Consider the following 12,460-nt stretch of genomic DNA (forward strand, 5'->3'; position numbering starts at 1 on the left):
CGGGTCCGGTCACTTCACCTGCTGGCCGTTCGCGAAGATCGAGCCGCCTTCGGTGAACTTCAGCTGCGTTTCCAGCGTGTCGGGCTGCCCTTCGGCGGGGCGCGTGAACATCGCCATCATCATGCGCGCACCCATGACCTGTTCCTGCGGCACGAGGCCCATGGCGACCAGGTTGTCCAGAAGGCTGTTGATGCCGGTGAAGCTGCCCTTCAGCTGGCCCACGGGCTCGTTCGGGTTGTCGCCGAATTCGAGGCTGCCGGTCACGTTGGCCGATGCGCCGACCGCATCCAGCGCGATCTCGTTGATCTGCAGGCTGCTGGGCGTGAACGGGGGCTTGGCGCCCATCTGCGGGGCGGCGTCCTGCGCCATCAGGTTCTCGGTCACCATGGCGGTGCCGGACAGGTCGATGTTCACGTTCGCCGGCTCTCGCGGCAGGGTGTTCTGCGGGTCGAGGCCCTGCCAGATCGCATCGTCCAGCGCCAGGTCCACCAGGCCCAGCTTCAGCGCGAAGGGCTGCGCCTCGTCCGAGCGGCTGACCGGCATGCGCAGGCTGAATTCGCTGCGCGCGATGCCGTAATTGATCGGGAAGGGCATGTCGCCCGATTCAAGGCTGTATTCCGTGCCCTCGGCGAAACCGCCATAGCCGAAGCCGTCCTTGGACATCTCGACCGTCAGTTCGCCGCCCGTGGCCTTCATCGCGCCGCTGGTCGCGACCTCGGCGCCCGTCTCGTCGGTGGCGGTGCCGTCGAAGCTGAAATCGAAGGGACCGGTCCCGATCGTGCCGTCCACGACGAAGCCCGCCGCAAGCGAGGCTTCGGGATCGGTCTCGAAGGTGGTGCCGCCCGGCTGGGTCGCGTTGCCGTCGAAGGTCAGGTCGGCCATCGCGAAGGTCGCATCGAAGCTGTCGGTGCCGTCCTGCCCCTCGGCCGAGGGGCCCGAGGCCGCGAAGCTGCCCGCCAGTTCGGCGATGGCGCCCTGGAATTCCTGCGAGACGTCGCCGTTCTCGGCCGTCACGCTGCGCTGCGTGCTGGTCAGGTCGGTCAGGGTCATCTCGACCGTGCCGGAATTCACCTCGTCCAGGGGGCTGCCCTTCAGGGTGGCGGTCGGCATGGACATGCTGTGGGTCATGTCCCCGGCGCTGCCCGACGAGATCATCACGTTGCCGGGGGCGTCGATGGTCGCGTCGAAGCCGACCTCGCGCGGTTCGGGCTTGGGCGCGTCCTCGCCCGCGGTCTCGGGGGCATAGGGGGTCACGGTGTCGCGGATCGTCAGGGCCATCTGCCCCTCGAACACGCTGCGCACAACGGCGCCGTCCTGTTCCATGACCAGGCCGGGGATGCCGACCTCGAAGCTTGCGCCATCCTCGGTGTCGGTCGCGACGGTGATGTCGCTCAGCGACAGGCGCTCGTCCGAGGCATCCTCGGAACCCACGGTGACGGAATATCCCATGTCCTCGTAGCCGCTGCGGATGCTGTCCCAGACCTCGGCCGGGGTCACATCCGCGAAGGCTGCTCCGGCCCCGAGCATCAGGGCGAATGACGATGTCGAGACGGTACGCAACATGGCTCTGGCCTTTCACTGGGCATTGTCTGGTCGGAAACCTGACACAGCACCGGCGAAAGGTGAAGGGAACATGTCGTGACATGGCCGAGAGCGGGCGCCCCCGGCCATGCGCCGGATCAGGCGTAGACGCCCTCGCGGCCGAACTGGCGGCACAGCATGTAGCACAGCACCGCGCGGTATTTCGCACGGTTCGCGCGGCCATATCGGTCGATGGCCTTGTCCAGCGCGGCATCCAGCCCGTCGCCGTCCGAAAGGCCCAGCTTCTTCTTGAGATAGTTGTCGCGGAAGCGGTCCAGCTCGGTCTTGTCGCTGGCGGCCACCGTTTCGGAATCGGCGTTGTAGATGGACGGCCCCAGACCGATCGTGACCTTGCGCAGCAGGTCCATGTCGGGGGTCTCGCCCAGCTTGGTCTCGATGTCGTTGGCGTATTTCGCGATCAGGTCGTCACGTCTTCCCATGTCCGTATCCTCCTCGTCCCAGTCCATCGTTGTCGCGCGACCAGATTGCCCAGCCCCCCTTTCCCGATCAAGAAAAATCGAGGAATGTCGTTCCGTTACGGACCCTTGGGACGCGACAGGCGTTCCTGTGGGCGCGCGGCAGTGGTCCGCATGTCCTTTTCTTGCCGTCACGGCTTGTGCCTTCGGGTGCCAATCCGCATCTGGGGGCCAGACAATCGTAGGAGATTCCGATGCGCCGTTTCGCCATCGCCGCCATCCTGGGCCTGACCGCCGCCCTGCCCGCCGCAGCCGACACGATCCGCGTGGGCATGTCGGGCGGCTACTTCCCGTTCACCTTCACCCGCGCCGACGAACTGCAGGGCTTCGAGGTCGATTTCCTGAATGCCATCGGCGAGGAGACCGGCGACGAGATCGAGTTCGTCACCATGTCCTTCTCCGGTCTGATCGGCGCGCTGGATTCGGGCCGTATCGACACGGTCGCCAACCAGATCACCGTCACGCCCGAACGCGAGGCGCGCTTCACCTTCACCCAGCCCTATGTCTTCGACGGGGCGCAGGTGGTCGTGAAGGCCGGGAACGAGACCGAGATCACCGGCCCCGAGAGCCTGAAGGGCCGCGCCGTCGCCGTGAACCTCGGGTCGAACTTCGAGACGCTGCTGCGCGAGCTGCCCTACAGCGACGAGATCGAGATCCGCACCTATGAAAGCAACATCGCGCAGGACACCGCCCTGGGCCGCGTCGATGCCTTCGTGATGGACCGCGTCAGCTCGGGCCAGGTCATCGCCGAAAGCCCGCTGCCCCTGGCCCTTGCCGGAGAGCCCTTCTCGGAGATCCGCAACGCCCTGCCCTTCCGCGACGACGAGGAAGGCCGCGCCCTGCGCGACCGCGTCGATGCGGCGATCACCACCCTGAAGGAGAACGGCAAGCTGGCCGAGATTTCCGAGAAGTGGCTGAACGCCGACGTGACCCAGCCCGCCGACGCCGCCGAAACGGACGGCTGAGCCGATGCGCGCGCTCGATCTGGGATACATGCTGGACCTCGTGCCGGTGATCCTCGGCTATGTTCCGCTGACGCTGTTCATGGCCGTCGTGTCGATGCTGGCGGCTTTGGTGCTGGCATCGCTTCTGGCGATCGTGCGCGTGCAGCGCCTGCCGGTCCTCGACCGGGTGGTGGCGCTGTTCATCAGCTTCTTCCGGGGCACGCCGCTGCTGGTGCAGCTGTTCCTGTTCTATTTCGGCCTGCCTCAGATCCTGCCCGCGATGGAGGGCATCAACGGCGTCAGCGCCGCGATCTTCGGCCTGACGCTGCATTTCGCGGCCTACATGGCCGAAAGCATCCGCGGCGCGATCCTGGGCGTCGACCGCAGCCAGTGGGAGGCCGCGCAGTCGATCGGCATGACGCAGGGCCAGCTGCTGCGGCGGATCATCCTGCCGCAGGCGACCCGCACCGTCGCGCCGACGCTGATGAACTACTTCATCGACATGATCAAAGGCACCTCGCTGGCCTTCACCCTTGGCGTGACCGAGATGATGGGCGCGGCCCAGAAAGAGGCCGCCGGCAGCTTCCTCTACCTGGAGGCCTATCTGATCGTCGCGATCTTCTACTGGGTGATCGTCGAGACGCTGTCCGTCGGGCAGCGCGCATTGGAGACGCGGCTTGGAAAGGCGGTGGCAAGATGAGCGGTGAGGTCCGCATCGAAGGGCTGGTCAAGCAGTTCGGCGACAACACGGTGCTTGCGGGGATCGACCTTGAGCTGGAGCCCGGCGAACGGGTCGCGATCATCGGGCCGTCCGGCACCGGGAAATCCACACTGCTGCGCTGTCTGAATTTCCTCGACCGTCCCGACGCGGGGCGCATCGCCATCGGCGACCTGTCGGTCGATGCCGCGCGGGCGAGCAAGGCGGACGTGCTGGCGTTGCGGCGCCGGACGGGCTTCGTGTTCCAGAACTATGCGCTGTTCGCCAACAAGACCGCGCGCCAGAACCTGATGGAGGGTCTGACCGTCGTTCGCGGATGGTCGCATGAGGATGCGGCGGCCAAGGCCGACGACATCCTGCGCCAGATCGGGCTGGGCGACCGGGGCGACAGCTATCCGGCCGCGATGTCGGGCGGCCAGCAGCAGCGCGTGGGCATCGGTCGGGCGATGGCGCTGGATGCCGAACTGATGCTGTTCGACGAACCGACCAGCGCGCTCGATCCCGAATGGGTGGGCGAGGTTCTGGATCTGATCCGGCGCATCGCGGACGGCAACCAGACCATGCTGATCGTCACCCATGAGATGCAGTTCGCCCGAGAGATCGCGGATCGCGTGATCTTCATGGAAGGCGGGCGGATCGTGGAACAGGGTCCGCCCTCGCAGATCTTCGGCAATGCGCAGGACGACCGGACGCGGGCCTTCCTGCGTCGTGTTGGCTGAGGACATGAGAAAGGGGCGGCCCGCGATGGCCGCCCCTCTTCATTTCGGTCGCGATCAAAGACCGGCGGTCTGGAAATAGACGTCCGGCGTGCGCTGGTCGTCGAAGCCGGTGCCCGATGCGATGATGCAGCTTGTTTCATCCGCGCGGGCGGCGACGAGCGTCCAGGTGCCCATCTGGTCCGAGCCCCACAGCTCGGTCGCGGCAAAGCCCGCGGTGACGATCAGTTCCTCGCTGAAGTCATGCGCGAGGGTCGCCTGGATCTCCTCGTCGCTAGCACAATAGGGTTGATCGGCCACGGCGTCCTCGGACAGGGGCATGGCGTCGATATGTTCCAGCATGGCGGCGGGCTGGATGCCGCGCATCGCGCTCCAGCCTTCGACCGGGGCACCGGGTTGCGGGGCGGCGGCTGCGGGCAGAGCGGACAGCAGCGCGACACCGGCGGCTGCGGTCGTGCAGGCGATGTTCTTGGCGATGCGTTTCATGGTCCTTGCCTTTCATCTGACGATGCGAATTCGCCAGCAAAACGCAGGTTTTCGTCGCAGGGTTCCCGCGGCGCCCCTCAGGCCCACCGCCGCGCAAGGGTAAGGCGGGCCCGCAATCCGTCGGGTTCGTTGGCGAATTCCAGCGTCCCGCCATGCTGCGCCGCGATGGTCGAGACGATGGCCAGGCCCAGCCCCACGCCGGGCTTGCCGACGGTATTCTCGCCCCGCTGGAAGGCACCCGTCAGGCGGGCCATGTCGGCCTCGGTCAGGCGCGCGCCGCGGTCGGTCACGTCGATCCAGGCGCGGTCCGCATTGGCATCCACGGTGACGGCGGCCTCTCGTCCGTATTTCAGCGCGTTGTCGATCAGGTTCGACAGCGCGCGCCGCAAGGACGTGGGCTGCCCGCGCATCAGCACCACCTGCCGTTCGGGCGCGTCCCGCGAGGTCACGCGCGAGAACAGCGTCCCCGCCTGCGTCGGATGGGGCGGCGCATCGCGCAGCGTCACGCCCATGCCGACATCCTGGTAATCGGCCACCACCGCCTCGACCAGCGACACCAGCGAGATGCGGCGGAAGGGCTCGGCCCCGATCTCGGCGCGGGTATAGGTCAGCGCGCCGTCGATCATGGTCGTCATCTCGTCGATGTCGCGTTCCAGACGCCCGCGCAGGTCGTCATCCCCGATCAGGGCCGCGCGCAGGCGCAGGCGGGTCGCGGGCGTGCCCAGGTCGTGGCTGATGCCCGACAGGACCATCGCGCGGTTTTCAAGCGCCGCGCGGTCATGGGCGACATAGGCGTTGACGGCCTCGGCGGTCTGGCGCAGCTCCTCGACCCCGCCGACGGGCAGGTCGGCATTGCGTGCGCGGTGGTCCCGCAGCGCGGCGGCAAAGCCCGTGAAGGCGCCCGACACCTCGGCCACCCAGCCCAGCAGCAGGCCCAGCACGCCGATGCCGATGGCCGCCGCCAGCAGGCGACGGTCGGCAGGGGCCGCCTCGCATCCCCAGACGGTCGCGCCCTCGACCCGGACCCAGTCCGCATCGTCGCGCTGGATGAACAGCTGCGGGTCGCTGCAGAAGCGTGCCATCGCGCGGGTCAGCGATGCCAGCCCCGCCGCCTGCGATCCGCCGCCCAGGCTCTGGACCTCGGCCACGGGGTACTGGATGTCGGGCGACATGATCCGCACGCCCAGCCGTTCGCCCTGCGTCAGGTCGGGCCGTCCGCCGCCGGTCAGCGTGATGCGCGTCTCGCGCCAGCCGGGGGGCAGGACGGGTTCGGCGCGCATCTGCACGAGGCCCAGGCCCGGGGGCAGGCCGCCCGCATTCTCCAGCGCGTCGTGCAGCGCCAGGCCCGCGACATAGGCGCGATCCAGATGCGCGTTCCAGGCGGCGACGCTGGACATCCACAGCCAGGCCGAGGCGGCCCCCGCCAGCATGGCCGCGACGATCCAGACGCCCGCCAGCTGGCGCAGGCTGGCACGCCTAGCCATCCTGCCGCGCCACCTCGGCCGCCATGACATATCCGGTGCCGCGTTCGGTGCGGATCAGGGCGGGGTCGGTCTTCTGGCGCAGTCGGCCGACCAGCATGTCGATGGCGCGCCCCTCGGCGGCATCGCCGTCGTCCAGCGCGGCGGCGATCTCCTCTCGGGTCAGGGGGATGCGCGGATTGGCCAGGAAGACCCGCAGCAGGGCCAGTTCCCGCGATGACAGCGCGACCTGCCAGCCGCCCGGGGCCGTCACCTCGTCGCGCCTTGCGTCATAGCTCCAGCCCGCGAAGCCGATCACGCCGTCGCGGCGGCGATGGACCAGGCTGGGAACGCGCCCCGCACGGCGCAGCACCGCCCGGATGCGGGCCAGCAGCAGGTCGGGGTTGAAGGGCTTGGCGATATAGTCGTCGGCGCCCACCTCGTAGCCCGCCATGCGCTGGTGATCCGCCGACAGGGCCGAGACCATGATGATCGGCACGTCCTGCTGGTCCCGGATCTCGGCGCACAGCGCCACGCCGTCGTCGGGGCCCAGGGACACGTCCAGAAGGATCAGGTCCACCCGCGCCCCCTTCAGCGCGGCCAGCGCCCCCGCGCGGTCATGCGCCTGCGTGACGTGGAAGCCCTGCCGCTGCAGATAGGCGGCCAGCATCGCGGCCATCTCGGCGTCGTCCTCGACCAGAAGCAGGCGTTGCAGGGTCATGCGGGTCCTCCTGCCACGGGGCTTACCATCCCGCGCGGCGCTTCGTAACAGTTTGTAACACCTGCGCCCGAAATCTGCGCGTTGCATGGCTGTCCTGCGTTGAACGCATGGCAGGCGATCGGGCATGATCGGATCACCGAAGCGGACCCGATTCCGTCTCGACAAGATCTGGGAGGATCCATGCACATGAAATCCGTTCTGGCGGCCTCGACCGCCGTGATGCTGGCCGCACCGGCCATGGCCGAACCGCAGGCCGAGGTTCTGCACTGGTGGACTTCGGGCGGCGAGGCGAAATCCGTCGCCGTCCTGCAGGAACAGTTCGGCGCCGAGGGCGGCACCTGGACCGACATGCCCGTCGCGGGCGGCGGCGGCGATGCCGCGATGACCGCGCTGCGCGCCCGCGTGCTGGCCGGCAACGCGCCGACCGCCGTGCAGCTGAAAGGCCCCGCCATCCAGGAATGGTACGAGGAGACCGGCCTTGCCGATATCGGCGCCGTCGCCGAGGAGAACGGCTGGGCCGACGTCCTGCCCGAACAGATCGCCGAGCACATGAAGTGCGAGGGCGAATGGTGCGCCGCACCCGTGAACGTGCACCGCGTCAACTGGATCTGGGGCAACAAGCAGATCCTCGACGAGCACGGCATCGAGATGCCGACCACCTGGGACGAATTCAACGCCGCAGCCGAGAAGCTGCAGGCGGCGGGCGTGACGCCGCTGGCCCATGGCGGCCAGTCCTGGCAGGACGCGACCGTCTTCGAGGCGGTCGTGCTGGGTCTTGGCGGCCCCGAGTTCTTCCAGCAGGCGCTGGTCGATCTGGACCCCGAGGCGCTGACCTCGGACACGATGAAGCAGGCCTTCGACGAGATGCGGACCATCCGCGGCTATGTCGATGACAACTTCTCGGGCCGCGACTGGAACCTGGCCACCGCCATGGTCATGAACGGCGAGGCCGCCTTCCAGATCATGGGCGACTGGGCCAAGGGCGAATTCCTGGCCGCCGGCAAGGAGCCGGGCACCGATTTCGTCTGCGCCCCCACCCCGGGCGAGGGCTTCCTGTACAATGTCGACAGCTTCGCCTTCTTCGAGGTCGACGGCCAGGACAAGCAGGACGGCCAGGCACTGCTGGCCAAGCTAATCATGGGCCCCGACTTCCAGAAGACGTTCAACCTGAACAAGGGCTCGATCCCGGCACGCACCGACGTGGCCCTGGACGAGTTCGACGATTGCGCCATGCAGTCGAACAAGGACATGAACGAGGATGCGGCCGACGGTTCGCTGCTGCCCAGCTATGCCCATGGCATGGCCCTGCGCGGCGCACCCGCAGGCGCGATCACCGATGTCGTGACCGCGCATTTCAACAGCGACATGTCGTCGGAAGACGCGGTCCAGCAACTGGCCGACGCCGTCGCGAACGCGATGTGATCGAAGGCTGAACGCCCCGCGCCCCGACTTGCGGTCAGGGCGCGGGGTTTTTCTTTGAAGGGTTATCCGGAATGGAATGGCTTGAACGCAACGTGCCCAAGCTTGTCTTGGCGCCGTCCTTCGTGGCGATCCTGATCTTCGTCTACGGCTTCATCGCCTGGACCGCTTGGATCAGCCTGACGAAATCGCGCCTGATGCCGAAATACGAGATCGACGGCTTCGGGCAATTCGAACGCCTGTTCGCGGCCCCGCGCTGGGACGTGGCGATGAACAACCTGTTCATCTTCGGCGGCCTGTTCATCGTGATCTCGATGGTGATCGGCCTGCTGCTGGCGATCTTCCTGGACCAGAAGATCCGGGCCGAGGGCGTCCTGCGCACGGTCTATCTGTACCCGATGGCGCTGTCGCTGATCGTGACGGGCACCGCGTGGAAATGGATCCTGAACCCCGGTCTGGGCATCCAGGAGACCGTCCGCGGCTGGGGCTTCGAGAGCTTCACCTTCGACTGGCTGATCAAGCCCGAGATGGCGATCTATACCGTCGTGCTGGCCGCCGTGTGGCAGGCATCGGGCTTCGTGATGGCGCTGTTCCTTGCGGGCCTGCGGTCCGTCGATACCGAGATCATCCGCGCAGCCCAGGTGGACGGCATCCCGAACCACCGCATCTATTCCGCGATCATCATTCCGACGATGGCGCCGATCTTCCTGTCGGCCTTCATCGTGCTGGCGCATCTTGCGATCAAGGCCTTCGACCTTGTCATCGCGCTGACCAATGGCGGCCCCGGCTACTCGACCGATCTGCCCGCGACCTACATGTACGCGATGGCGTTCTCGCGCGGGGATCTGGGCCAGGCGGCGTCCAGCGCCATGGTCATGATGGGCGTCATCTTCGCGATCGTCGTTCCCTATCTCTACAGTGAATTGAGGCCGCGCCGTGACCACTAACACCCTGCTTCGCTGGGGCCTCTATGCGGTCCTGATCCTGTTCGCGGCCTTCTACCTGATGCCGCTGTTCGTGATGCTGACGACCTCGCTGAAGTCGCTGGAGGAGATCCGCACAGGCGGCCTTCTGTCCCTGCCGCGAGAGATCACCTTCGCCCCCTGGGCCGAGGCCTGGTCCACCGCCTGTGCCGGCACCCAGTGCGAGGGGCTGCGCCCGTTCTTCTGGAACAGCGTGCTGATGGCCGTGCCTGCGGTCGCCATTTCCACGGTGGTGGGGGCGCTGAACGGATATGTCTTCGCGCAATGGCAGTTCCGCGGCGCGAACCTGTTCTTCGCGGCGATCCTGTTCGGCTGCTTCATCCCCTTCCAGGTCGTGCTGCTGCCGATGGCGCAGGCGCTCGGCTTTCTGGGGCTGGCGGGCAGCATTCCGGGGCTGATCTTCGTGCACGTGATCTACGGGATCGGCTTCACCACGCTGTTCTTCCGCAACTACTATGTCACCATTCCGCAGGAACTGGTGCGGGCGGCCAAGGTCGACGGGGCGGGCTTCTTCCGCATCTTCTTCGCGATCTTCCTGCCGATCTCGCTGCCGATCATCACCGTCTCGGTCATCTGGCAGTTCACCCAGATATGGAACGACTTCCTGTTCGGGGTCAGCTTCAGCGGTCCGGGCAGCCAGCCCGTCACCGTCGCGCTGAACAACATCGTCAATTCGACCACCGGCGTCAAAGCCTACAACGTGGACATGGCCGCCGCGATCATCGCCGCCCTGCCCACGCTTCTGGTTTACGTCGTCGCTGGCAAATACTTCATCCGCGGCCTGACCGCCGGCTCCGTGAAAGGGTGATCCCATGCCGATCCTCGAAATCGACCACCTGCAGAAATCCTATGGCGAGACGCAGATCCTGCACGACATCAACATCAGCATCGAGGAAGGCGACTTCCTGGTGCTGGTGGGCCCGTCGGGCTGCGGCAAGTCCACGCTGCTGAACTGCATCGCGGGCCTCGAACCCATCACCGGGGGCGACATCAGCATCGCAGGGCGCAACGTGACGGGCGTGTCGCCCAAGGACCGCGACATCGCGATGGTGTTCCAGTCCTATGCGCTGTACCCGACCATGTCGGTCGCCAAGAACATCACCTTCGGGATGAAGGTGCGCGGCGTCGACAAGGCCACGCAGGACGCCAAGCTGAAGCAGGTCGCGGCCCAGCTGCAGATCGAACAGCTGCTGAACCGCAAGCCGGGCCAGCTGTCGGGCGGCCAGCGCCAGCGCGTCGCGATGGGTCGGGCGCTGGTGCGCGATCCGCGGCTGTTCCTGTTCGACGAACCGCTGTCGAATCTGGACGCGAAGCTGCGCGTGTCCATGCGGACCGAGATCAAGAAGCTGCACCAGGACCTGAACGCGTCCATCGTCTATGTCACCCATGACCAGATCGAGGCGATGACGCTGGCCACCAAGATCGTCGTCATGAAGGGCGGCGTGATCCAGCAGATCGGCACGCCCGCGGAAATCTACAACCGCCCGGCCAACATGTTCGTGGCCGATTTCATGGGCAGCCCGGCGATGAACCTGATCCCGGCCCGCGCGCGCGCCGATGCGGGCGCCACCCGGATCGAGATCGACCGCCCCGGCGCCGCGCCCCTGGTCATCACCGATCCGGTGGCCCGCGACCTGCCCGCCGACATCGTCCTGGGCGTCCGCCCCGAGGATATCCACGAGGCGACCGAGGGCGCGCATCTGCCGGGCAATGCCCGCCGTGCGGATGGCGACGTGCTGATCGACATCGTCGAACCCGCGGGGGCGGACACCTTCGCGGTCACCCAGCTGGGCGGCAAGCCGGTGACGGCGCGTCTTCGGGCAGAAAGCCCGGTTCAGGCGCGTCAGCCGTTTCCGCTGGCATTCGACCTCTCGAAAGTGTCCTACTTCTCGCCTAAGGATGGCCAGAGGCTGAACTGAGCGGGGTAGACGGATGGCGATGCTTCTTGGCGATGTGGGGGGGACCAACGCGCGGCTTGCGATCGCGCGGAACGGTCTGATCGATGCGGCGACGGTCACGCGCTTTCGCGGGGACGACTTCGCCAGCTTCGACGACGTGGTGCGCCAGTTCATGGCGGAACAGCACCAGCCCAACATCTCGGCCATGTGCATCGCCGTCGCGGGCCCGGTCAGCGGCGGACGCGCGCGGCTGACCAACCGCGACTGGTCCTTCGACGAGAACGAGCTGGCGCGCCTGACCGATGCGGATCATGTGCGCCTGATCAACGACCTCACCGCGCTCGGCTATGCCACGCCCGCCCTGCGGGGCAGCGGCATCGCCGTCCTGCGCGAGGCACCCGAGGATCGCGCCCGCAACGGGCAGGGCCTTGTCGTGGGCCTGGGCACCGGCTTCAACGTCTGCGCCGTGCGGGTCCTGCCCGGCGGCGCGATCACCGCGCTGGAGGCCGAGGAGGGGCACACCCACCTTCCCGCCAACATCATGGCCCGGCTGGTCGAACGCGTGGGTCCCGAGGCCGCCGCTGGCTTCTTCTCGACCGAGGAGACCTTCGCGGGTCGCGGCCTGTCGCGCCTGCACGCCGCGATGACCGGCACCGAGCCGGTGCGCAGCGAAGAGGTCGCCCGCGCCGCCGAGGCCGGCGATGCCGCCGCGATCGAGACCTACGAGTTCTTCACCGAGCTGGTCGGCCTTCTGTGCCGCGAACTGTCCCTGCGGTTCATGCCGCTGGAGGGGCTGTTTCTTGCGGGCAGCGTCGGGCGCAGCATCGCGGACCGGATGGACCGCTTCACCCCGGCCTTCCTGTCGCAGGCGCATATGGGCCACATTCCGGCCAACACGCCGGTCAACCTGATCCTGGACGACATGGCCGCGCTTCACGGCTGCCTTGCCGCACTGGGCTGAACCCTGCCGCGAACCGTTCGGTTCGCAACAATTGCTGGACCCCGAGGCCCCAAGCTGGTTTGATCGGCGCAAGCCAGAATACGAGCAGGGGCAGGTT

At 67.3% G+C, this 12,460-nt stretch carries 13 protein-coding genes; 8 read left to right on the top strand and 5 right to left on the bottom strand.

The genetic code is table 11. The features are described 5' to 3' along the window. Positions 1-9 precede the first annotated feature (9 nt). Positions 10-1,563 (bottom strand): DUF2125 domain-containing protein, encoded by a 1,554-nt coding sequence (locus F804_RS0112460; RefSeq protein WP_022708075.1) that lies wholly within the window; start codon positions 1,561-1,563, stop codon positions 10-12. A 116-nt stretch (positions 1,564-1,679) separates the two neighbouring features. Further along, positions 1,680-2,021, bottom strand: a complete 342-nt coding sequence (locus F804_RS0112465) for a DUF2853 family protein (protein WP_028725948.1) — start codon at positions 2,019-2,021, stop codon at positions 1,680-1,682. 230 nt (positions 2,022-2,251) lie between these two features. Between F804_RS0112465 and F804_RS0112470 the strand changes: the two genes are divergently transcribed. The 3 genes from F804_RS0112470 to F804_RS0112480 are packed head-to-tail and all read left to right on the top strand — an operon-like array spanning position 2,252 to position 4,438. After that, positions 2,252-3,022, top strand: coding sequence for an amino acid ABC transporter substrate-binding protein (locus F804_RS0112470; protein WP_022708077.1), 771 nt, complete (start codon positions 2,252-2,254; stop codon positions 3,020-3,022). 4 nt (positions 3,023-3,026) lie between these two features. Beyond that, positions 3,027-3,701: an amino acid ABC transporter permease gene (locus tag F804_RS0112475; RefSeq protein WP_022708078.1), complete on the top strand. Its 675-nt coding sequence runs from the start codon at positions 3,027-3,029 to the stop codon at positions 3,699-3,701. Continuing rightward, complete coding sequence (locus F804_RS0112480) at positions 3,698-4,438, top strand: amino acid ABC transporter ATP-binding protein (protein WP_022708079.1); 741 nt, start codon at positions 3,698-3,700, stop codon at positions 4,436-4,438. Before F804_RS0112475 ends, F804_RS0112480 begins: the two co-directional genes overlap by 4 nt. Positions 4,439-4,492: 54 nt before the next feature. Here F804_RS0112480 and F804_RS0112485 read toward each other — a convergent pair whose 3' ends face one another. The 3 genes from F804_RS0112485 to F804_RS0112495 form a co-directional block, all read right to left on the bottom strand. Continuing rightward, positions 4,493-4,921, bottom strand: a complete 429-nt coding sequence (locus tag F804_RS0112485) for a hypothetical protein (protein WP_022708080.1) — start codon at positions 4,919-4,921, stop codon at positions 4,493-4,495. Between the two features lie 77 nt (positions 4,922-4,998). After that, positions 4,999-6,405: a sensor histidine kinase gene (locus F804_RS0112490; RefSeq protein ID WP_022708081.1), complete on the bottom strand. Its 1,407-nt coding sequence runs from the start codon at positions 6,403-6,405 to the stop codon at positions 4,999-5,001. Continuing rightward, positions 6,398-7,102: a response regulator transcription factor gene (locus tag F804_RS0112495; protein ID WP_022708082.1), complete on the bottom strand. Its 705-nt coding sequence runs from the start codon at positions 7,100-7,102 to the stop codon at positions 6,398-6,400. Before F804_RS0112495 ends, F804_RS0112490 begins: the two co-directional genes overlap by 8 nt. A 180-nt stretch (positions 7,103-7,282) precedes the next feature. On the opposite strand from F804_RS0112495, the gene F804_RS0112500 reads away from it, so the two are divergent. The 5 genes from F804_RS0112500 (at position 7,283) to F804_RS0112520 (ending at position 12,363) form a co-directional block, all read left to right on the top strand. Next, on the top strand, positions 7,283-8,524 hold the full coding sequence (locus F804_RS0112500) for an ABC transporter substrate-binding protein (RefSeq protein ID WP_425413878.1): 1,242 nt from the start codon (positions 7,283-7,285) through the stop codon (positions 8,522-8,524). A 71-nt stretch (positions 8,525-8,595) separates the two neighbouring features. Further along, positions 8,596-9,468, top strand: coding sequence for a carbohydrate ABC transporter permease (locus F804_RS0112505; RefSeq protein ID WP_022708084.1), 873 nt, complete (start codon positions 8,596-8,598; stop codon positions 9,466-9,468). After that, entirely contained in the window at positions 9,458-10,312 is an 855-nt protein-coding gene (locus F804_RS0112510; RefSeq protein ID WP_022708085.1) for a carbohydrate ABC transporter permease, read from the top strand. Before F804_RS0112505 ends, F804_RS0112510 begins: the two co-directional genes overlap by 11 nt. Positions 10,313-10,316: 4 nt before the next feature. Next, complete coding sequence (locus F804_RS0112515) at positions 10,317-11,423, top strand: ABC transporter ATP-binding protein (protein WP_022708086.1); 1,107 nt, start codon at positions 10,317-10,319, stop codon at positions 11,421-11,423. Between the two features lie 13 nt (positions 11,424-11,436). Beyond that, a complete protein-coding gene (locus F804_RS0112520) occupies positions 11,437-12,363 on the top strand; it encodes a glucokinase (RefSeq protein ID WP_022708087.1) in 927 nt (308 codons plus the stop codon). Positions 12,364-12,460 lie beyond the last annotated feature (97 nt).

Source organism: Paracoccus zeaxanthinifaciens ATCC 21588 (genome assembly GCF_000420145.1).
Taxonomy (GTDB): Bacteria; Pseudomonadota; Alphaproteobacteria; order Rhodobacterales; family Rhodobacteraceae; genus Paracoccus; species Paracoccus zeaxanthinifaciens.